The sequence below is a fragment of the Delftia sp. NA_296.1 genome, from assembly GCF_052692095.1.
Map to the genome: position 1 here is coordinate 196,871 of NZ_JBQZGF010000009.1, position 20,452 is coordinate 217,322.

16 protein-coding genes are annotated in these 20,452 nt (G+C 68.6%); 12 read left to right on the forward strand and 4 right to left on the reverse strand.

From position 1 onward, the window contains the following. The first annotated feature begins 287 nt into the window (after positions 1-287). From ACUTR7_RS21980 to ACUTR7_RS21990, 3 genes are all read left to right on the forward strand, one after another. Positions 288-1,292, forward strand: a complete 1,005-nt coding sequence (locus ACUTR7_RS21980; RefSeq protein ID WP_445609826.1) for a fimbrial protein — start codon at positions 288-290, stop codon at positions 1,290-1,292. A 133-nt stretch (positions 1,293-1,425) separates the two neighbouring features. Further along, entirely contained in the window at positions 1,426-2,151 is a 726-nt protein-coding gene (locus ACUTR7_RS21985; RefSeq protein ID WP_013800025.1) for a response regulator, read from the forward strand. Next, a complete protein-coding gene (locus ACUTR7_RS21990) occupies positions 2,136-3,314 on the forward strand; it encodes a sensor histidine kinase (RefSeq protein ID WP_012202061.1) in 1,179 nt (392 codons plus the stop codon). The genes ACUTR7_RS21985 and ACUTR7_RS21990 overlap by 16 nt, the downstream gene beginning before the upstream one ends. Before the next feature lie 52 nt (positions 3,315-3,366). Here ACUTR7_RS21990 and ACUTR7_RS21995 read toward each other — a convergent pair whose 3' ends face one another. Further along, the gene (locus tag ACUTR7_RS21995) at positions 3,367-4,026 is read right to left on the reverse strand and encodes a TetR/AcrR family transcriptional regulator (RefSeq protein ID WP_445609827.1); all 660 of its coding nucleotides are present in this window, start codon (positions 4,024-4,026) and stop codon (positions 3,367-3,369) included. A 45-nt stretch (positions 4,027-4,071) separates the two neighbouring features. Here ACUTR7_RS21995 and ACUTR7_RS22000 point away from each other — a divergent pair, with 45 nt between their 5' ends. Continuing rightward, positions 4,072-5,766 carry an acyl-CoA dehydrogenase family protein gene (locus ACUTR7_RS22000; protein ID WP_043823339.1) on the forward strand — a complete coding sequence of 565 codons (1,695 nt, stop codon included), beginning with the start codon at positions 4,072-4,074 and terminating at the stop codon, positions 5,764-5,766. A 45-nt stretch (positions 5,767-5,811) separates the two neighbouring features. Then, on the forward strand, positions 5,812-7,332 hold the full coding sequence (locus tag ACUTR7_RS22005) for a class I adenylate-forming enzyme family protein (protein WP_445609828.1): 1,521 nt from the start codon (positions 5,812-5,814) through the stop codon (positions 7,330-7,332). A gap of 41 nt (positions 7,333-7,373) precedes the next feature. On the opposite strand, the gene ACUTR7_RS22010 is transcribed toward ACUTR7_RS22005, so the two are convergent. Beyond that, positions 7,374-8,486, reverse strand: a complete 1,113-nt coding sequence (locus ACUTR7_RS22010; RefSeq protein ID WP_445609829.1) for a siderophore-interacting protein — start codon at positions 8,484-8,486, stop codon at positions 7,374-7,376. Positions 8,487-8,600: 114 nt separating this feature from the next. Next, positions 8,601-9,629, reverse strand: a complete 1,029-nt coding sequence (locus tag ACUTR7_RS22015) for a helix-turn-helix transcriptional regulator (RefSeq protein WP_445609830.1) — start codon at positions 9,627-9,629, stop codon at positions 8,601-8,603. Between the two features lie 135 nt (positions 9,630-9,764). On the opposite strand from ACUTR7_RS22015, the gene ACUTR7_RS22020 reads away from it, so the two are divergent. From ACUTR7_RS22020 to ACUTR7_RS22030, 3 genes are all read left to right on the forward strand, one after another. Further along, positions 9,765-10,964, forward strand: coding sequence for a threonine ammonia-lyase (locus ACUTR7_RS22020; RefSeq protein ID WP_065344929.1), 1,200 nt, complete (start codon positions 9,765-9,767; stop codon positions 10,962-10,964). Between the two features lie 106 nt (positions 10,965-11,070). After that, positions 11,071-11,220, forward strand: coding sequence for a hypothetical protein (locus tag ACUTR7_RS22025; protein ID WP_013800017.1), 150 nt, complete (start codon positions 11,071-11,073; stop codon positions 11,218-11,220). A gap of 325 nt (positions 11,221-11,545) precedes the next feature. Beyond that, positions 11,546-13,411, forward strand: coding sequence for a phosphoenolpyruvate carboxykinase (GTP) (locus ACUTR7_RS22030; protein ID WP_088166460.1), 1,866 nt, complete (start codon positions 11,546-11,548; stop codon positions 13,409-13,411). Positions 13,412-13,553: 142 nt separating this feature from the next. Here ACUTR7_RS22030 and ACUTR7_RS22035 read toward each other — a convergent pair whose 3' ends face one another. After that, on the reverse strand, positions 13,554-13,973 hold the full coding sequence (locus ACUTR7_RS22035) for a hypothetical protein (protein ID WP_047472899.1): 420 nt from the start codon (positions 13,971-13,973) through the stop codon (positions 13,554-13,556). Between the two features lie 141 nt (positions 13,974-14,114). Between ACUTR7_RS22035 and ACUTR7_RS22040 the strand changes: the two genes are divergently transcribed. The 4 genes from ACUTR7_RS22040 (at position 14,115) to ACUTR7_RS22055 (ending at position 20,361) form a co-directional block, all read left to right on the forward strand. Next, positions 14,115-15,074, forward strand: a complete 960-nt coding sequence (locus ACUTR7_RS22040; protein ID WP_445609831.1) for a LysR family transcriptional regulator — start codon at positions 14,115-14,117, stop codon at positions 15,072-15,074. 46 nt (positions 15,075-15,120) lie between these two features. Beyond that, the gene (locus ACUTR7_RS22045) at positions 15,121-16,020 is read left to right on the forward strand and encodes a metallophosphoesterase (RefSeq protein ID WP_445609832.1); all 900 of its coding nucleotides are present in this window, start codon (positions 15,121-15,123) and stop codon (positions 16,018-16,020) included. A gap of 63 nt (positions 16,021-16,083) precedes the next feature. Next, the gene (locus tag ACUTR7_RS22050) at positions 16,084-16,506 is read left to right on the forward strand and encodes a universal stress protein (protein WP_012202049.1); all 423 of its coding nucleotides are present in this window, start codon (positions 16,084-16,086) and stop codon (positions 16,504-16,506) included. 210 nt (positions 16,507-16,716) lie between these two features. Further along, positions 16,717-20,361: a DUF3616 domain-containing protein gene (locus ACUTR7_RS22055; protein WP_445609833.1), complete on the forward strand. Its 3,645-nt coding sequence runs from the start codon at positions 16,717-16,719 to the stop codon at positions 20,359-20,361. Positions 20,362-20,452 lie beyond the last annotated feature (91 nt).

Consider the following 20,452-nt stretch of genomic DNA (forward strand, 5'->3'; position numbering starts at 1 on the left):
AACCATGTCCCCGGATAGCCATTGGACGCGGCCAAGCTTGCGCGAGGTTGCAGGCTTTATGGAGGAAACATGGAGAGCGCGACGCCTTGCGGGAGCCTCTCTGCCCCAACCCGGGCAAGAGCCAGTTGCGGACCGCCCGATCACCGCGGACTCGGATGATTCCGAGTTTATTTTCAGAACGCTCCAATTCCATGGCCGCATGCAGGTCAGTACATTGGCCGGATATCGCGCCCTATGCCACCCGTCCCAAGGCATTGATCCATATCTTCCAGGCTGGAGTTCACAGCATGTCTTTCACAGCCATCTTGCGCCATGCATTGGCCACGCCTCTCCTCTTGATTTTCTTTATGGCCCCTATTTCATCCTGGGCCCGTTGTTCCTCCCAGGGCTGGAATGCCCAGTTTCCAGGTTCAGCCAACACCCCCACCATCGTCAATGAAAATTATCCGATTGGCAGCGTTGTCTATTCCAGGACAATGAATTTACAAAATACCGGGGCCGGCAGCTACCACATCTCTTGCGACAATGATTTTTATTACATAGAAGGCATTGGAACGGAAAGCGGTGGAATATATTCCACCGCCATCCCCAACCTGGGCATGAGAATCACGTGGGAAAGAGCCGCGCCTTATTCAGGGTCCATGCTGAAACAGGGCATATTCCATTCACTGCCAAGCAACAACATGACCCTCGAGCTCGTGAAAACCGGAGAACTCACATCTGGCGGTTCCCTGAATGGCAGCTTCGCACGAATCTACTCTGGGACCAGCAATGCCCGTGACTTGCTGGCCACGGTATTCTTTTCGAGTGGCATCACCGTCAACGTCAGCAGCCGCCCCAGGCCGCCGACCTGCCGGGTGTCCACGGGCAAGATCGACGTGACCATGGCCCCCACCCCGTTCGCCGATTTCAAGGGAATCGGGTCCGTCACGGCAGCCAAGGACTTCAGCATCGAGTTGACCTGCGCGGGAGGCGAAGCCAATACACGCCTTACCGCCTTCATCACGCTGACGGATGCCACCCAGGCGACCAACCGATCGAGCACGCTGACGCTGGCCCAAAATTCCAAGGCTCGGGGTGTCGGCATACAGGTACTGAGAAACAACGTGCCCGTGAGCTTCGGCCCTGACTCCGGCAGCCTGGGCAATGCCAACCAATGGAATGCGGGCCAGGTCGCACAGGGGCAGAACAGCCTGAAGATTCCGCTGAGCGCGCGCCTGGTGCAGACAGCCAGCAGCGTGACACCTGGCATGGCCTATGGCAGGGCGACCTTCACGATGAGCTACCAATAGCCGCTGATGGGTCCGCAGGAAATGAACAGCGCCAGCCTTGCGCGCGATTGCAGACTTCGTGGAGCCAATATGGAGGGGCGGCGGCATCCAGGGCATCGCACCATAATGTGCGCCTGGCCCTGCCAGCTTTCCCATGAACTCCACAGCACAGCCAACGGCAACCACCCCCCTCGTGCTCGTCGTCGAAGACGAGCCCGCCATCGCCAGCATCCTGACGGCCTATCTCGAGCGGGACGGGCTGCGTTCGCGCATGGCCTCGGACGGCCAGGAGGCTCTGCAGCTGTTCCGCCTGCTGCGGCCCGACCTGGTGCTGCTGGACATCCACCTTCCCGGCATGGATGGCATCGACGTGCTGCGCGCCATCCGCGATGACAGCCAGACGCCCGTGATCATGGTCACGGCGCTGGCCGACGATGTGGACAAGCTGCTGGCCCTGCGCCTGGGCGCCGACGACTACGTGGTCAAGCCCTTCAATCCGCCCGAGGTCGTGGCGCGCGTGCGCGCCGTGCTGCGCCGCACCCAGGCACGCAAGAACCCGGCGCCCGCGCCCATCCGCGTGGGCCCCATCGAGATCGACTCCGAGGCGCACAGCGCCGTGGTCTACGACAACGAGGGCCGCGCCCTGCCGCTGCCGCTGACGCTGACCGAATTCCGCCTGCTGGCCTGCCTGGCGGCCCAGCCCCGGCGCTGCTTCTCGCGCTCCCACCTGATCGAGCACTGCCTGCCCGAGAGCGATGCGCTGGAGCGCGTCATCGACTCCCATCTGTCCAAGCTGCGCCGCAAGCTGCAGCTGGCCGGCCAGGAAGGCCTGATCGAGACCGTGCGCGGCATTGGCTACCGGCTATGGCCCTGGGACTGAGGCCCAACCGCATCTGGGTGCGCTTCGGCCTGTGGATCACGGCCACCGTGCTCAGCACCATTGCCCTGCTGGCCATCGGCGTGCTGGTGTTCTCCGAGATCCAGTACCGCGACTTCTACAGCAGCCTGCCGCCGGCCGTGCAGATCGAGCTGGACGAACTCAACGCCCAGTCGCTGGAAGACAGCCCACGCGCCATGCAGATCTACGGCCAGTACTGGACGGGCGATCTGCTGTTCGGCGAGAAATGGTCCCTGGTCATCGGCCTGCTGGTGTGCCTGCCCTTCGGGCTGGCTGTGGGCTTCTGGGTCTCGCGCCTGGTGACGCGGCCCCTGGCGTCCATGGTCGAGGTGGCCAAGCGCGTGGAGCTGGGCGACTTCAGCGCGCGCGCCCTGCCCGGCAAGGCCCATGGCGAGATGGCCGAGATGGTGGTGGCCTTCAACCGCATGATCGATTCGCTGGAGACGCTGGAGGCCGAGCGCCGCGCCACGGCGGCCTCGATCTCGCACGAGCTGCGCACGCCGCTGACCGTGCTGCAGGCGCGCCTGCATGCCATCTGCGACGGCGTCATCGCCGCAGACGACACCGAGCTGAACACGCTGCTGTTCCAGGTCGAGCACCTGGGCCGGCTGGTCGGCGACCTGCACACGCTGTCCATGGCCGATGCCGGCCAGCTGTCGCTGCAAAAGCAGCGCCTGGACCTGGCCGAACTCGTGGCCGAGACGCTGGACCACCTGCACCCCCAGCTCCTGCAGCATGGCATGCAGCTGGAGATGCACCTGCCCGCGCCCAGTGACATCGGCATGGCCGACATCCGTGCCGACGCCGACCGCATGCGCCAGATCCTCTCCAACCTCGTCAGCAACGCCATCCGCCATGCGGCCAGCGGCGCATGGCTGGGCGTGGCGCTGACGGTGGAATCCGATATCGAGGGCCGTGCCTGGGCCGTGCTGCGCATCAGCGATGCCGGTCCCGGCCTGCCCAGCGAGCTGCGCGCCCACCCCTTCCAGCGCTTTGCCCAGGTGCCCGGCAAGCGCCGCCGCGAGGGCTCGGGCCTGGGCCTGTCCATCGTCAAGGCACTGACCGTCTCCCAGGGCGGCAGCGTGGAGGCCGACGACTCCGAGCAGGGCGGTGCCCGCTTCACGCTGCGCTTTCCGCGCGTCTGATCCCGCGCCGCTGGAGGCCGCTGGAGGCCGCCGGGGGCCGCTGCGGGGTCCGCTACGCGGACGGAGCCTGCGCCTCGCGCAGCAGCGCATGGATGGCCCAGCCCAGCGGCGCGCGCAGCTGCTGCAGCGTCTGCTGCGGCCCCAGCGCCAGCAGCGATTGCGACACCCAGCCATAGGTCAGCGTGTGCAGCAGCCGTGCCAGGGGCTGGGCCGGCGCGGGCAGCGGCGGATCGCAGTCCTGCAATGCCGTGCCCCACAGCTGTACATAGGCCTGGTAGTGGCGGCGGAAGGGCTCGGGCGCGGACACCTTACGCTCCAGCATGAACAGCGCGGCCCACATCGGCGCCTCGCGCGCAATGCCGTCGACCAGGGTGTCCAGCAGGCGGTCCACGCGCGTGGCCAGCGGCATGCCGGCACTGTCCTGCAGCGTCTGCAGCCCCTGGACGTGCAGGGCCTGCACCTGGCGGTGGATGCACATGGCCGCCAGCGTGTCCATGTTGCCGAAGTATTCATAGAAGGTGCCCAGGCCCACGCCGGCCACGGCGGCCACCTCGCGCACCGTGGTGCGCTCGTAGCCCTGCTCGATCACAAGCCGAACAAAGGCGTCCTGCAGCGCCTGCGACGTGGCCTGCGCGCGCGATTGCAGGGGGCGGCGCCGCACTTTGGGCGGCTGCGGCTGCTGCCGTGAAACCCGAACACCTTTGCTGGGCATTTTTCCTAGACTTTTGCGTTGAGACCAACGATCACGGAGACACGCATGAGCACCGGCCAGACATTGCAGACAGGGCACACCTGGAACACGCACGACGTCCTGAACCAGGTCGACGAACTCACCGACTTCAACCTGCTGGAGGCCGACCCTGCCCTGGCCGAGGCCCTTCAGCGCAACGGCGCCGCGCGCCACATTCCTTCGCTGTCGCGCTATGCGCAGCAGCTGGGCGAGCGCGCCACCTGGGAGCTGGCCGAGCAGGCCAACCGCCACACGCCCGAGCTGCACCGCTTCGACGCGCGCGGCCGCATCATCGACGCCGTGGAGTTCCACCCGAGCTGGCACACGCTGCTGGGACTATACCGGCAGCAGGGGCTGATCTCCCTGCCCTTCGAGGACAGCAGCGCGGGCCGCTGGAGCGCCTGGGCCGCAGGTTTTTACCTGCACGGCCAGGTCGAACAGGGCACGCTGTGCCCGGCCACCATGACCACGGCCGCCATCCCGCTGCTGCAAAAGGAACCGGCGCTGTGGCAGCAGCTGCAGGGCAAGCTGTTCAGCCACGAATACGATCCGCGCGACCTGCCCGTGGCCGACAAGGCATCGATGTGGCTGGGCATGGGCATGACCGAGAAGCAGGGCGGCTCCGACGTGCGCGCCAACACGACGGTGGCCATGCCGGTGCACGCCGGCGGGCGTGGCGGCGAGTACCTGCTGCGCGGCCACAAGTGGTTCTTCTCGGCACCCATGTGCGATGCCCACCTGGTGGTGGCGCGCATGGGGGAAGGCGGTGGGCAGGCCTGCTTCTACGTACCGCGCTGGCGCCCGGACGGCAGCAGGAATGCCGTGCGCGTGCAGCGCCTGAAGGACAAGGTGGGCAACCGCAGCAACTCCAGCAGCGAGGTGGAGTTCGAGGACGCCTGGGGCATCCTGATGGGCGAGGAAGGCCGGGGCATTCCCACCATCATCGAGATGGCCACCTACACGCGCCTGAACTGCGTACTGGGCAGCGCCGCCATCCTGCGCTCGGCCACGGTGCAGGCCCTGGCCTATGCGCGCCGACGCAGCGTCTTCGGCAAGCAGCTGGCCGAGCAGCCGCTAATGCGCACCGTGCTGGCAGACCTGGCGCTGGAAAGCGAGGCCGCGCTGCAGATCGCCATGCGCCTGGCCCAGGCCTATGAGCGTGGAGGCGACGAGGGCGATCCGCTGGAGCGGGCCTGGAAACGCATCATGACGCCAGCGGCCAAGTTCTGGGTCTGCAAGCGCGGCGTGGAGCTGACGGGCGAGGCCATGGAGGTGCTGGGCGGCAACGGCTATGTGGACACGGGCGTGATGGCGCGCCTGTTCCGCGAGGCGCCCGTGAACTCGATCTGGGAAGGCTCGGGCAACGTCATGTGCCTGGACGTGCTGCGCGCCATCTCGCGCGAGCCCGACGGCGCACAGCTGCTGCTGCAGGACCTGATCGACACGGCAGCGGGCGAGCCCGCGCTGCTGCAGCAGGCGCAATCGCTGGCACGGCGCCTGTCCGGCCCGCCTGACCAGCTCGAGGCCCAGGCACGCCGCCTGGTGCAGGACCTGGTGCTGCTGGCCCAGGCCTGCCTGCTGCGCCGCCATGCGCCGCCCGCCATGGCCGACGGCTTCATCGCCACGCGCCTGGGGGCGCAGCAGGGCGCCATGGTGGCGGGCGCCTTCGACCCCGCAGGCCTGGACATCGCCGCCATCCTGCAGCGCGCGCTGCCCGCCTGAAGCGGCCGCCGGCCCACCACACAACAAAGCACAAGGAGACAAGACATGAACCTGCTCGACGCCTTCGACAGCGCCGTGCGCAAGACGCCCGCCAAGGCCTTTCTGCGCGACCGCGGCGCCTCCATCAGCTATGCCGACATGCAGCGGCGCTCGCAGCGCGCGGCCGCCGTGCTCCAGGCCCAGGGCGTGGGCCGGGGCGATACCGTGGCCCTGATGTGCCTGAACACGCCGGGCTTTGTCGAAGCCCTGTTCGGCGCCTGGCGCCTGGGCGCCGCGCTGGTGCCCGTCAACCACAAGCTGCAGGCGCCCGAGCTGCAGTACATCCTCGACCACGCGCAGTGCAAGGCCCTGGTGTTTGATGCCGCACTCGCGCCCGTGGTCGCCGCCGCGCCACACCCCTGCGCCCGCCTTGTGACCGAGGCGCAAGAGGCCGTCCCGGGTGTCCAGGACTGGGACACGCTGGTGGCAGCCGCCAGGCCCCTGGAAGGCACGCGGCCCGCCGATGGCGACATCGCCCAGGTGCTCTACACCTCGGGCACCACGGGCCGGCCCAAGGGCTGCCTGCTGAGTCACCGCGCCGTCACGCTGGCGGCGATCACGGCCGCACTGGGCCTGTCCATCACGCGCGAGGAACGCACTCTGATGGCCATGCCCATCTGGCATTCATCGCCGCTCAACAACTGGTTTGGCGGCACGCTGTACATGGGCGGCACCGTGGTGCTGCTGCGCGAGTACCACCCCCAGCATTTCCTGCAGGCCGTGCAGGACGAGGGCGTGACGCTGTACTTCGGCGCGCCGGTCTCCTACTTTGCGCCGCTGCAGATGCTGCCCGACTTTGCCCGCTACGACCTGAGCAGCGTGCGCGCCTGGGTCTACGGCGGCGGCCCCATCGGCGCCGACATGGCGCGCAAGCTGGCCACGGCCTACCGCAGCGACCGCTTCTACCAGGTCTACGGCATGACCGAGACCGGCCCCACGGGCACCACGCTCTACCCCGAGGAGCAGGTGGAGCGGGCCGGCTCCATCGGCCGCGTGGCCCTGCCCGGCGTGGACATGCGCGTGGTGCGCGACGACGGCGAGGATGCCGGCCCGGGCGACACCGGCGAGATCTGGCTGCGCACCGGCAGCGTGATGGACGGCTACCTGCACGACGCCCAGGCCACGGCTGCCGCCTTCGCGCCCGGCGGCTGGTACCGCACGGGCGATCTTGCGCGCCTGGACGACGCGGGCTATCTCTTCATCGTGGACCGGACCAAGGACATGGTCATCACGGGTGGCGAGAACGTGTATTCCAAGGAGGTGGAGGACGCGCTGTCGGCCCATCCCCAGGTCGCCGATGTCGCCGTCGTGGGCAGGCCCCACGCCGAATGGGGCGAGACCGTCGTCGCCCACGTGGTGACGCGCGGCGAGGCCGCGCCCGATACCGAGGCACTGCAGCAATTCCTGGCCGACAGGCTGGCGCGCTACAAGATCCCGCGTGAATTCGTCTTTGCGGCCAGCCTGCCGCGCACGCCCACAGGCAAGCTGCAGAAATTCCTGCTGCGTCAGGAGCGCAGCGCCACCTGAGGTGCCGGCCTCCTGCGTGGCTGCGTGGCCTACTCCGCGGCCTACTTCGCTGCCTTGAAATCCGACTCGCTCATGCCGCGCCGCCAATAGGCCACGACCAGCTGCTCGTGCTTTTCCAGCCCGCGCTCCTCGCGCGCCCACTGGCGCACGGCCTGGGCGGTGTCGAACTCGCCAGCGGCCCAGACGAAGCGGCTGGCGGGATGACCGGCCAACGCATCCGGCCAGCGCACGGCGCGCAGCGCGTCGATCAGCAGCGTGGTGGTGCCGGCCTCGGCAGCGCCCCGGTGCAGCCAGTGCCATTGCAGGCCTTCGGGCGCCTGCACGGGCTGCTCGTCCTGCGGACCCTGGACTTCGGCAAACACATGGCCGCGCGTGTGCGCCGGCAGGGCGGCCGCAATGCGCAGCATGGCCGGCAGGCCGGTGTCGTCGCCGGCCAGCAGCATCCAGTCGGCCGGGGTGGCCGTGCGCCCGCCGGGGCCGGTCATGCCGATGCGCTGGCCCGGCTGGGCGCGCGCGGCCCAGGCCGACCCGGGGCCTGCATCCTCGTGCAGCACGAAGTCCACGTCGATCCATCCGTTGGCGCCGTCTTGGGCCATTCCCATCGCACGCATGGTGTACGTGCGCATGTCCAGGCGCCCGTCACCCTCGGGCAGGCGCAGCAGGCCGCTGGCCGACAACGTGGGCCATTCGGGCTCGGTCACGCCCGGCTGCGGAAACAGCAGCTTGACGTGGATGTTGGTGTCCTGCGCATAGCGCGCCATGTCGTCACAGGCAAAGCGCACGCGGCGCATGTGCGGCGTGAGATCGCGCACGGCCAGCACCCGCAGCTCGCGGAAGGCCGGCGGGCGCTGCAGCGCGGCGCCGTCACCCTCCCAGGCCAGGGAGCCGTCGGCGGCGCCCGTGGCCTCCAGCAGCAGGTGGGCCAGCATGAGCTTCATGTCCTGCAGCAGCTCCACGCCGGGTGCCGCCACCTCGGCATGGACCTGCCTGCCCTCCAGCCACAGCTGGCCCCGGCCGCCTTCGTAGTCGGCCACCCAGCGCGCGCCTTCGCGGCGCACGGTGATGTCGTGCTCCTGCATGTGCCCGACGATGGCGGCGATGGCCTCCTCGGCCTTGTCCATGCGCACCGAAGTGCGTGCCTGCAGCTGTGTCATTGACGAATGTCCTTTCGTTCGGTGATTGCAGCATCGCCCGGCGCCCGCGGGGTTTGCGCCAGCCCCGCCGACGTTTGCGCAGCGCGCCCATAAGCCCATAAGCCCATCAGGCCCTCAGAGCCTGGCGCGCACCAGCTTGGGAGAGATGCCGAAGCGGCGCTTGAAGGCCGTGGAGAAATTGGCGGCGCTGGAATAGCCGGCCGCATGCGCGACCTCGGAGACGCTGCAGCCCGTCTGCTCCAGCGCGGCCCAGGCGCGTTCCAGCCGCTGCTCGCGCCGGTACCCGTCGATGCTCGATCCGTACGCCAGGCGGAACTGGCGCTGCAGGGCACTGGCGCTCAGGCCGACCTCGCGCGCGATTTCGGCCAGCGGGCGGCAGCCCTCGCCGCCGCTGTCCAGCAAGGCCTTGAGGCGCGCCATGCGCCGGTGTTCGCGCACGCCCAGCACGCCCGGCACGGTCTGCGCCGGATCGGGCTCGGGCGCGTCGAGCGCCTGCACGGCCTCGTGCACCAGCTCCAGCGTGCGGCTGGCCAGCAGCAGGGGCGCAGAGCCTTCGCGCGCCAGCTGGATGATCTGCTCGGCCACCGCCACGGCGCGCGGCGATGGCTGCCAGGGCTGTATGGCCAGCAGCTGCTGCTCCATCCAGTGCCGCAGCAGCGGTGGCGCGACCATGGGCAGCGCCTGGGCGGCAAACCATTGCGGCTGCACGGTGATGCTGAGCTTGCGCTCGAACTTGCCGCGCCGCCAGTGCCGCATGAACATGTCGCCGGGCCGCGAATGGATGACGGCGCCGCAGGCCTGCACATGGGCGCCGGCCGGGCTGGCGGGCGCCACCTGCATCTGCAGGCCCTGGCTGCCGAAGGCCACGTCCACGCAGCCCTCCAGCAGCACGACCAGATGCAGCCCCGGCACGGCCGGCGAACGCGTGCTCATGGTGCGCAGGTCACGCGCCTCCACGCCATGCAGCCACAGGCCGGGCTGGACCTGCCAGGACTGCAGGTGCCCGGCCAGCAGCGCGTCCTCGGCCGTGACCTCGGTGTCGAGGATGCGGTAGTCGGGACCGCTGAAGTCGCAGGCACGCAGCGTGCCCCGCCCCAGCCAGCGTGGAGGGCGTGCAGGTGTTTGGACAGAGGAAAGAGCCATGGCCAGCCGGAGCGGTGCGCGCCCCACAGACAAGAATGATTCTTATTTTATGGATCGCGCCGGTGCGGCGCTTTCTGCGGGGAATCCATGGCGTGCCCTGCCGCGCGCCCGGGCCGCCGTGCGCCACAATGCGTGATGCTCAGCCTCCAAGACATCCAGAACGCCGCCGACCGCCTGCGCGGCGCCGTGCTCGAAACGCCCTGCGTGGAATCGCGCACGCTGTCCCAGATCACGGGAGCGCAGGTCTATCTCAAGTTCGAGAACCTGCAGTTCACGGCCTCGTTCAAGGAACGCGGCGCCCTCAACAAGCTGGCCCAGCTCTCGCCCGAGGAGCGCGCACGCGGCGTGGTCGCCATGAGCGCCGGCAACCATGCCCAGGGCGTGGCCTACCACGCGCAGCGCCTGGGCGTGCGTGCCGTCATCGTCATGCCGCGCTTCACGCCGGGCGTGAAGGTGGAGCGCACGCGCGGCTTCGGCGCCGAGATCGTGCTGCACGGCGACTCCCTGGCCGAGGCGCGCCAGCACGCCTACACGCTCGCCGAGCAGCAGGGCCTGTGCTTCGTCCACCCCTATGACGACGAGCAGATCGCGGCGGGCCAGGGCACGCTGGCGCTGGAGATGCTGGCCGAGCAGCCCGACCTGGACCAGCTCATCGTGGCCATCGGCGGCGGCGGCCTGATCGCGGGCGTGGCCACGGCGGCCAAGGGGCTGAACCCGGGCATCGAGATCATCGGCGTGCAGACCCAGCGTTTTCCGTCCATGTTCAATGCCGTGCGCCAGGCCGGGCTGCCCATGGGCACCTCGACCATCGCCGAGGGCATTGCCGTCACCCAGCCCGGCGCGATCACGCAGGAAGTCGTATCGCGCCTGGTGGACGACATGCTGCTGGTCGACGAAGGCGACATCGAGCAGGCCGTGCTCATGCTGCTGGAGATCGAGAAGACCCTGGTCGAGGGTGCGGGCGCCGCGGGCCTGGCCGCGCTGCTGCGCCATCCGCAGCACTTCGCGGGCAAGAAGGTGGGGCTGATCCTGTCGGGCGGCAACATCGACCCGCTGCTGCTGGCGGCCATCATCGGGCGCGGCATGGTGCGCTCCGGGCGGCTGGCGCGCATCAAGGTCAGCGCACGCGACGTGCCCGGCGTGCTGGCGCGCATCACGGCCACGGTGGCGGCGGCGGGGGCCAATATCGAGGAAGTCCACCACCAGCGCGCCTTCACCATGCTGGCCGCGCAGAGCGTGGAGATCGAGCTGGTGCTGCAGACCCGCAACAAGGCCCATATCGAAGAGGTCATCGCTGCCCTGCAGGCCGAAGGCATGCAGGTCAACGCCGTCTAGAGCCCTAGCAGGCCCCTGGCCCCTTGTGTCATGGCTTTCCCCGAAGGCGCGGGCGGGCAGGCCTGCCTAGAATGGGGCATCCCCATTGGCAGCCAGGAGCTTTTGCATGTCGCATGATCCCGCAGCGAACCACGGCGAGCAGTCGCCCCCCGAAGACGCCACCGAGGCCATCGTCCCCTACATGCCCGTCATCCTGCCCCTGGCGGGCGCCGTGATGATGTTTCTGCTGGCCTTCATCGCCGTCAACATGGCCTGATACGGCCCCTTCGCCCCCTGCACCGAGCCCCGCTTTGCGGGGCTTTTTGTTTGCCTATTGCATAGGCAAACAGACAGATCATCTTGCATATTTCAATGCACAGAATGCATAGTTTTTGCCATTCGTTTGCTGACAAATTCGTGACCGCTCCCTAGAATCGAATCCCCAGCCGGTGCGCCGCCAGCTTCCGCCAGCGCCGCCTCGCCGCCCCGAGAAGAGCTTCCTTCGCGCGCCGACTGAACAAGAGCCCGTTTCTCAAAGTTGGCGCGGCAACAGGCGCGTCCCCTTTGAAAAACTGGTTTTTTCAATTGAAGGAAGCTCCGCGATGAACGCACCCGTCATGCAAGGCCTGAACATCCAGGCCCCTGCCTACGTCAAGAACAGCCGACTGATCGCCTGGGTGGCCGAGATGGCCGCACTGTGCAAGCCCGCCCGGATCCACTGGTGCGACGGCTCCCAGGAAGAGTACGAGCAGCTGTGCCAGCAGCTCGTCGATGCCGGCACCTTCAAGAAGCTCGATCCCGTCAAGCGCCCCGGCAGCTACCTGGCCTGGTCCGACCCGTCCGACGTGGCGCGCGTCGAGGACCGCACCTACATCTGCTCGGCCAACAAGGAAGATGCGGGCCCGACCAACAACTGGATGGCCCCGAACGAGATGCGCGCCACGCTGCAGCCGCTGTTCGACGGCTGCATGGCCGGCCGCACCATGTATGTGGTGCCTTTCTCCATGGGCCCCCTGGGCTCGCCCATCGCCCACGTGGGCGTGGAGCTGTCCGACAGCGCCTATGTGGCCGTCAACATGAAGATCATGACCCGCATGGGCCGTGCCGTGTATGACGTGATCGGCGTCGAAGGCGAGTTCGTTCCCTGTGTGCACACCGTGGGCGCGCCCCTGGCCGAAGGCGAGAAGGACCAGACCAGCTGGCCCTGCAACAAGACCAAGTACATCGTCCACTACCCCGAGACGCGCGAAATCTGGAGCTATGGCTCGGGCTACGGCGGCAACGCCCTGCTGGGCAAGAAGTGCTTTGCGCTGCGCATCGCCTCCACCATGGGCCGCGACCAGGGCTGGCTGGCCGAGCACATGCTCATCCTTGGCGTGACCAACCCCCAGGGCAAGAAGTACCACGTGGCTGCGGCCTTCCCCAGCGCCTGCGGCAAGACCAATTTCTCGATGCTGGTGCCGCCCAAGGTCTTCGAAGGCTGGAAGGTCACCACCATCGGCGACGACATCGCCTGGATCAAGCCCCAGGCTGACGGCTCGCTGCGCGCCATCAACCCCGAAGCCGGCTACTTCGGCGTGGCCCCGGGCACGAACTACCACACCAACCCCAACTGCATGGCCAGCCTCGACAAGAACGTGATCTTCACGAACGTCGCGCTGACCGATGACAACGACGTGTGGTGGGAAGGCATGGACAAGGACACCGGCAAGCAGCCCGATCACCTGATCGACTGGCAAGGCAAGGACTGGACGCCCCAGATTGCCCGCGAGACCGGCGCCAAGGCCGCCCACCCCAACGCCCGCTTCACCGTGGCCGCGACCAACAACCCCGCGCTGGACGAAGCCTGGGACGATCCCAAGGGCGTGAAGATCGACGCCATCATCTTCGGCGGCCGCCGCTCCACCACCGTGCCGCTGGTGACCGAGGCCCGCAACTGGACCGAAGGCGTCTACATGGCCGCCACCATGGGTTCGGAAACCACGGCCGCCGCCTTCGGCGCCCAGGGCGTGGTGCGCCGCGACCCCTTCGCCATGCTGCCGTTTGCGGGCTACAACATGAGCGACTACTTCCAGCACTGGCTCACGCTGGGCGCCAAGATCGAAGGCCAGGGCGCCGTCCTGCCCAAGATCTTCACCACCAACTGGTTCCGCAAGAACGCCGACGGCAAGTTCGTCTGGCCCGGCTACGGCGAGAACATGCGCGTGCTGAAGTGGATGATCGACCGCCTCGAAGGCCAGGCACAGGGCGAGCAGACCGCCTTCGGCATTGCGCCCCAGTACGCCGAGATCAACTGGACCGGCCTGGACTTCTCCGCCGACCAGTTCGCCAGCGTGACCAGCATCGACAAGGCCGCCTGGGCCGAGGAAATGCAGCTGCACACCGAGCACTTCGACAAGCTGGCCCACAAGCTGCCCCAGGAGCTGCTGGTGACCAAGGCCGAACTCGAAAAGCGCTTGGCGGCCTGATCTGGCGCCAGCCCATAGAAAAAGCCTCGCAGTGCGAGGCTTTTTTGTGGCGTTTCAACGACGCCCCCCAGACAACAAAAAAGCCGCGCCTTGTGGGCAGCGGCTTTTTTGGAGGAGCGCCGAAAGGCGCCCCAGGCAGAGATCAGTTGCCTTGACGATCCATGGCGCGGGCCAGATCGGCCATCAGACGGGCGTCCTGCAGGGCGGCATTCCAGATGCGCTCGTCGGCAGCGGCCTGCTGGCGGCTCTCGGTCCAGGCGCGGTAGCCGGCGCGGGCCATCATGGCAGCGCGGCGGGCGGGAGCGGAGAACAGGGCCAAGCCCATGAAGGCGGCGACCCACAGCACCACCCAGGCGCCCAGCATGTGGCCGTCGGTCCAGTTGTGGGCGACCTCGTTGACCACCACCATCAGCGCGGCCACCAGGGCAGCGAGCAGCAGGGCGCTGGCGCCACGCTTGCCGGAGAAACGCTTGGCAGCGCTCTTGCGGTCATCGGCGGCTTGATAGACATGCACCACACCAGGGTGCTCGACACAGTAGGAGTTGTAAATGAAGTTGCTCATGGCAGATAAACCCAGTTAAATAGCCGCTTTTGACGGCGTGGCGGGCGACTAGGTGTAACTATAGGGTTTACCCTAGAGCTCTTCAAATTTATATCTTGAATCTGTAGCATTCACGCCAGTGATGACTCAGCGCCCGCCGCCATGTCTGCCCTGAACTTCCGCACACTGGATCTGAACCTGCTGCGCGTCTTCGACGAGGTGATGGCAGAGCGCAGCCTGACGCGGGCGGCCCACAAGCTGGCCATCACCCAGCCGGCCGTGAGCAACGCCCTGCGCCGCCTGCGCGAGGCACTGGGCGACGAGCTCCTGGTGCGCCAGGGCCAGGGCGTGGAGCCCACGCCGCGCGCGCTGGCGCTGTGGCCCGTGATCCGGGAGGCGCTGCAGCAGCTGCAGGACACGCTGACGCCGGGCGAATTCCATCCTTCCACCGCCACCGCCACCTTTGTGCTGGCCATGGCCGACGCCACGGCGGCCACGCTGATCCCGCCCATGTTCAGCCTGCTGGAGCGCGAGGCGCCCGGCGTGGGCATCCGCGTGCTGCCGCTGACCACGCGCGACCCGCGCGGCCTGCTGGAGGCCGGCGAGGCCGACATGGCCGTGGGCTACTTCCCCGCCGCGCTGGCCGACCTGACGGCGCGCGCGCAGTCGGGCGCTCTGGTCGCCTTCGACAGCCGGCGCCTGTATGAAGGCGAGTACCTGTGCGTGATGCGCCAGGGCCATCCCCTGGCCGATGTGCCGCTGACGCTGGACAACTACTGCGCGGCGCGCCACATGCTGGTGAGCTTCTCGGGCCGCTCCTTCGGTTTCATCGACGAGGCCCTTGCCTCGCTGGGCCGCACGCGCCAGGTGGTGCTCACCGTCAACCAGTTCTTCACGGCCGGGCGCGTGGTCATGAACTCCAACCTGCTGACCATCCTGCCGCGCCACTTCGTGCCCGTGACCGGCATGGCCGACAAGCTGGTGCTGCGCGAGCTGCCCTTCGACGTGCAGCCCGTGCACGTGGACGCGCTGTGGCGCCGGCGCGGCCAGCATCCGCTGGCCTACGACTGGCTGCTGCGCACGCTCACGCGCTCGGCCGAGGCGACCTTCCCGCACACCTGAGCGCCTGTTGCGGGGGCGCGGCCATGCAGGTTCTACACTTGACCGCATGAAGATCCAGCTGCTGTCCGACCTGCACCTCGAGGCCCATCCGCATTTCATCGCCGAGCCCGCACCCGATGCCGACGTGCTGGTGCTGGCCGGCGACATAGGCTCCTACCAGAGCGGCAGCCTGCTGCCGGGCCAGGATTTCGGGCTGGAGCGCTTCTCTCCCCTGCCCCAGTACGCGGGCTGGCCCTGCCCCGTGATCTTCGTGCCGGGCAACCACGAGTACGACATGCAGGACTTCGACGCCGCCCATGCCCGCCTGCGCGCCACCTGCGAGCGCATGGGCATGGTCTGGCTGGAACGCGAGACGGCCGTGCTGGACGGCGTGCGCTTCGTGGGCACCACGCTGTGGAGCGACTACGACGCCATGTCCATGCATGAAGGCGTGACCGACCTGGCCCGGCTGCTCAAGCTGCGCGAGAAAGCCTTTCGCGCCGCCAACTTCTACCTGCACAAGACCGGCGGCACGCGCGGCGGCGAGCCCTTTCTGGCCGAGCCCATGCGCGAGCAGTCGCTGGTCTGCCAGCAATGGCTGCGCCAGGCGCTGGCACGGCCCTTCGATGGCCCCACGGTGGCCGTCACGCACTTCGCTCCCAGCCTGCGCAGCGCCGATCCGCGCTATGGCCTGGTGCCGGGCACGGCCGGCTTTTGCAATGTGCTCGACGACCTGCTGCCCTTTGCCGATCTGTGGCTGCACGGCCACCTGCATTCGCCCAGCGACTATTTGGCCGAGGGCCTGCGCGGCGATGGCAGCGCCTGGCGCTGCCGCGTGGTGGCCAACCCGCTGGGCTATGCGCGCAAGGGCGAGCAGGAGGGCTTTTTCCCGCGCTCTACCATCGAGTTGCCGGTGCACATGACCGCAGGGGCGGCAGAGGAGGCAGATGCGCCGGTCCGCGCTTGACCTGGATCAAGCACTCCATCCCGGCTTGGGCTTAGTCTTGGGCCATACCAAAGGAGGACTTTCATGAACATCCTGCTCGCAGTCGATGGCAGCCCCTACACCCAGAAGATGCTGGCCTACCTGACCTCGCACCCCGAGATCCTGGGCTCCGCCCACAGCTACAGCGCCATCACCGTCCAGCCCCAGCTGCCGGCCCGCGCGCGCGCCGCCCTGGGCAAGGAGGTGGTGGACGAGTACTACGCCGAGGAATCGACCAAGGTGCTGGACCCCGTGTGCAGCTACCTGGCCGAACACGGCGTGCAGGCCACGCGCCTGAGCAAGGTGGGCCCGGTCGCCGACTCCATCATCAAGGCCGCCGAGGAAGGCAAGTTCGACCTGCTGGTCATGGGCACGCATGGCCATGGCGCGCTGGGCCGCCTGGTCATGGGCTCGGTCAGCACCCAGGTGCTGGCCGGCAGCCAGGTGCCGGTGCTGCTGATCCGCTGATCCGCTGCACCGTGGACATGCGGCGCCCATAACCAGAAAAAGCAAAGCGCAGGCTTCACGGCGCAATGAACCAAAGACGGCTCCCGCGGGGGAGCCGTCTTTTTTTTCATCGCAGCTTGCCGCCGTCGTGCATGGCCTGCCGTCACCGGGCTGTCACAGCCGCCTTTTACAGTCGCGCGATTTGTCACACAGGGGATGGTGAGCATGCGCATGGATACTTTGGATTGGCGGCACAAGGCAATTGCAACGGCCTGCCTGGCCCTGTGTGGCGCTGCATGGTCCGCGCCGTTCACCCCGGGCAACCTGGTGGCCTACCGCGTGGGCACCGGCACGGGCGCCCTGCCTGTGTATCTGGACGAGTACCGCGTGGACGGCACCCTGGTGCAATCGCTGCCGCTGTCAGGCGGTGCAACGCCGCTGACGGCCAGCAGCACGGGCTCGGAAGGCCTGCTCAACCGCTCGGCCAACGGCCTGTGCCTGACGGTCCCCGGCTATGCGGTGGCACCGGGCGGCGCCGATCCCAAGACGGCGGCGGCACGCGGCGTGGCCTTTGTCGATGCCGACGGTGTGGTGGGCAATGGCACGCGGCTGGGCGGTACGGCCCTGGTCGGCGATGCCTTTCGCAGCGTGGTCAGCGACGACTGCAGCCGCGCCTGGGCCAGCGGCAGCGGCAGCCCCAACGCCAACCGCGGCATCTGGTTCGTCCAGAAAGATGCCACCAGCGCCAGCCAGCTGAGCAACAAGAACACCCAGGGCATCACCATGGCCGATGGCCAGCTCTACGCGGCCTTTGCCAGCGGCGACACGCTCAACAGGATCGGAACCGGGCTGCCCACGACAGGCACGCCCGCAGTCAGCGCGCTGCCGGGCCTGGCGGGCAACAACCTGCGCGGACTGGCCTTCCTCGATCTCGATGGCACGCCGGGCGCAGACACGCTCTACGTGGCCGCCAACAACGATGGCACCGGCACGGTACGCAAGTACACGCTGGAAGCGGGCACCTGGGTGGCCCGGGGCTCGGCGCCGCTGGCAGGCGCCCATGGCCTGGCAGCCGTGCATCTGGGCCAGGGCGCGGTCATGCTGCTGGCCACCGGCTCCGACGGGCAGTTGTATCGCCTGTTCGATGCCTCGGGCCGCACCGGCACGCTGGCTGGCACGCCGCAGCCGCTGGCGTCGGGCATCGACGGCGTGCTGTACGGCCTGGCCTGGGCACCCGAAGTGTCCCCGCCGGCTGCCGTGCCCGCAGCCCCTGCCAGCGTCAATGCCAGCGCCTCGGGCAACAGCGTGCAGGCGCAGTGGGCCAGCGTGAGCGGCGCGTCCTACTACCTGGTCGAACTGTCCAGCGACGGCTTCGCCACCGTGTCGCACAGCCTGGCGGTATTCGGCACCAGCCAGACCGTGAACGGACTGGCGGCCGGCAGCCACCAGGTGCGCGTGCGCGCGGTGAACAGCCTGGGCGGCGGGGCGGCCGGCATTTCGGCGCCCGTCACCACCAGCCCGCCCCCGACGACTTCCCTGCCCGCGCTGACCGCCTATTCGGGCGTGGTCGGCGATGCCAGCGATGTCCTCGCGGGCACGGGCCTATCCTTCACCGTCAGCGATCCGGCCGCCACGGTCAGCGCCACGTCCAGCAATCTCGCCGTGGTCGCCGCCAACGGCCTGGTGGCGACGCAAAGCGGTGGCAACGCCGTGCTCAAGATCACGCCCACCGGCGTGGGCTATGCCGACATCACCGTCACGCTGACCAACGCGGGCGGCGCCTCCGTCAGCCGCACCATCAAGTACGCGGCCTCGGCCAACACCGCAGCCAACACCAGCCCGCGCTGGCTGGCCGGGCGCTCGGACGCATCGACGGCCATCGTCATCGATGCCGCCACCATGCTGGTGGGCGACGACGAGGCGCCCGCCCAGGATGCCTCGGGCAATGCACTGCCGGCCGGCAACTCCTTCTCGGCCTATGGCCCGGCCGGCGGGCTGCCCATCAAGCCGCTGATGCTGGACAGGACCGCCCTGGGCCTGGCCGATGCCGCCGCCTGCACCGGCGCCGGCCTCACGGGCCTGGACAGCTGCAAGAGCGACGAGGAAATGGACATCGAGGCCAGCTTTGCCCTGGGCAGCCGCGTGTACGTGGCGGGCTCGCACTCCAACAACAAGAGCGGCAAGTCGCGCACCGACCGCTGGCGCCTGGCGGCGATGGATGTGACCGGCTCCGGCGCCTCCACGGCGCTGACCGCCAGTGGCTACTACCGCTGGCTGCGCGAGGACCTGCGCAGTTGGGACGCGGCCGCGCATGACGGCCTTGCCGCCAACTACCTGGGCCTGGTGGCCAGCTCGGACGGCGGCGCCACCAAGGCGCCCGAGGCCGAGACGATGAGCGGCTTTTCCATCGAAGGCATGTCCACCAGCCCCGACAACGGCGCCGCCTGGCTGGGCTTTCGCGCGCCGCTGGTGCCGGCACCGGGCGCGCCAGCCGTCACGGCCGACGACGCCACGGGCCGCACGCATGCGCTGATCGTGCCCGTGACCAACTTCGCGGCCCTGCCTGCGGCCGATGGCGGCAGCAAGGGCAGCGCGTCCATGGGCCAGCCGATTCGCCTGGACCTGGGCGGCCGCGGCATCCGCGAAATCCGCAAGAACGCGGCCGGCGAGTACTTGATCATTGCCGGTCCCTCGGCCAGCGCCACGGGTACCGCGCCGCGCAACTTCCAGCTCTATTCCTGGGATGGCCGCGTGAACAGCGCTGGCCTGGCACTGAACCTGCGCCCGCGCGCTGCCGACCTGGCCGCCATCACCGTGCCCAATACCGCCTGCTCGGCCGAAGGCATAGGCGCCATGCCGGCCAGCTTGGACGCAGGCGGCAGCGTGGACATCATCAGCGACTGCGGCGATGCCGATTTCTACGGCGATGGCACCGTGGCCAAGGACCTGCCCTATGCCGCCTGGAAAAAGGCGCGCCTGGACAGCCTGGCGGTGCCGGCGCTGTCCACCGTGGCCCTGTCCGCCCAGGCCGTGGACCAGACATCGGCCGTGGTCCAGGCCACGCCCAGCATGGGCGGCAGCCTGCGCGCCGTGGCCCTGCCCGCCAATGCGCCCGTCCCCAGTTGGGAACAGGTCATGGCCGGCCTGGATGCCGCCGGCCTACTGGCCCCTGCCAGCAACACGGTCAGCACCGTGGCCAACACGGCCGCCACGCTGTCCTTCACCGGCCTGGACCCTGCCGTGAGCTACCGCGTGCATGCGGTCAACCTGCCGGCATCGGGCACGGCCAGCGCGCCGGCTATGCTGGCCCTGAGCAAGCCCACGCCCATCGGCACGCAGATCGGCACGGGCAGCAACACCGCAGGTGTCAGCAACGGCACGGGCAATGTGGGTGCAGACCAATGGCAGTTCGCCTCGAACTCGGCAGGCTTTCAGCCTGCGCCCTCGCAAAGCCCGCTGCCGGGCAACCTGCGCATGCCCTACGGCAGCCTGAGCTTCGTGCTCATGGGCGGCACGCCAGGCTCCATGGCCACCATCCGCATGGACCTGCCCGAAGCCGCGCCCGCCCAGGCCACGCTCTGGAAGTACGGCCCCACGGCCGCCACGCCCACGGCGCACTGGTATGAGCTGGCCGCGTCGGCCTATCGCTTCGCACCCGACCGCCGCTCGGTGAGCTTTGACATCACCGACGGGCAGACGGGCGACAGCGACCTGACCGTCAACGGCGTCATCGTGGACCCCGTGGCGGTGGCCGCGCCTGCGGCCCTGCCGCCCGGCGCCACGGCCACCCCCGTGCCCGGCCTGTCCACACTGGCTCAGGCGCTGCTGGCGCTGGCCCTGGGAGGCATCGCCACACTGCGCCGCCGCCGCGGCTGACGCCCGCGCGCGTTCTGCACCGGCCGCACCTGGCCGCACCCGGTACCCCCACCAAGCCCCTGCACGGTTCGCCGCGCAGGGGCTTTTTGCT

Bases quoted from the DNA above. Each gene is read 5' to 3' on its own strand.
- ACUTR7_RS22005 (WP_445609828.1), top strand. From the start codon at position 5,812: ATGAACCTGCTCGACGCCTTCGACAGCGCCGTGCGCAAGACGCCCGCC.
- ACUTR7_RS22055 (WP_445609833.1), top strand. From the start codon at position 16,717: ATGGATACTTTGGATTGGCGGCACAAGGCAATTGCAACGGCCTGCCTG.
- ACUTR7_RS22025 (WP_013800017.1), top strand. From the start codon at position 11,071: ATGTCGCATGATCCCGCAGCGAACCACGGCGAGCAGTCGCCCCCCGAA.
- ACUTR7_RS22035 (WP_047472899.1), bottom strand. From the start codon at position 13,973: ATGAGCAACTTCATTTACAACTCCTACTGTGTCGAGCACCCTGGTGTG.
- ACUTR7_RS22000 (WP_043823339.1), top strand. From the start codon at position 4,072: ATGAGCACCGGCCAGACATTGCAGACAGGGCACACCTGGAACACGCAC.
- ACUTR7_RS21985 (WP_013800025.1), top strand. From the start codon at position 1,426: ATGAACTCCACAGCACAGCCAACGGCAACCACCCCCCTCGTGCTCGTC.
- ACUTR7_RS22030 (WP_088166460.1), top strand. From the start codon at position 11,546: ATGAACGCACCCGTCATGCAAGGCCTGAACATCCAGGCCCCTGCCTAC.
- ACUTR7_RS22015 (WP_445609830.1), bottom strand. From the start codon at position 9,629: ATGGCTCTTTCCTCTGTCCAAACACCTGCACGCCCTCCACGCTGGCTG.
- ACUTR7_RS22050 (WP_012202049.1), top strand. From the start codon at position 16,084: ATGAACATCCTGCTCGCAGTCGATGGCAGCCCCTACACCCAGAAGATG.
- ACUTR7_RS21980 (WP_445609826.1), top strand. From the start codon at position 288: ATGTCTTTCACAGCCATCTTGCGCCATGCATTGGCCACGCCTCTCCTC.
- ACUTR7_RS21990 (WP_012202061.1), top strand. From the start codon at position 2,136: ATGGCCCTGGGACTGAGGCCCAACCGCATCTGGGTGCGCTTCGGCCTG.
- ACUTR7_RS22045 (WP_445609832.1), top strand. From the start codon at position 15,121: ATGAAGATCCAGCTGCTGTCCGACCTGCACCTCGAGGCCCATCCGCAT.
- ACUTR7_RS22040 (WP_445609831.1), top strand. From the start codon at position 14,115: ATGTCTGCCCTGAACTTCCGCACACTGGATCTGAACCTGCTGCGCGTC.
- ACUTR7_RS22010 (WP_445609829.1), bottom strand. From the start codon at position 8,486: ATGACACAGCTGCAGGCACGCACTTCGGTGCGCATGGACAAGGCCGAG.
- ACUTR7_RS22020 (WP_065344929.1), top strand. From the start codon at position 9,765: ATGCTCAGCCTCCAAGACATCCAGAACGCCGCCGACCGCCTGCGCGGC.
- ACUTR7_RS21995 (WP_445609827.1), bottom strand. From the start codon at position 4,026: ATGCCCAGCAAAGGTGTTCGGGTTTCACGGCAGCAGCCGCAGCCGCCC.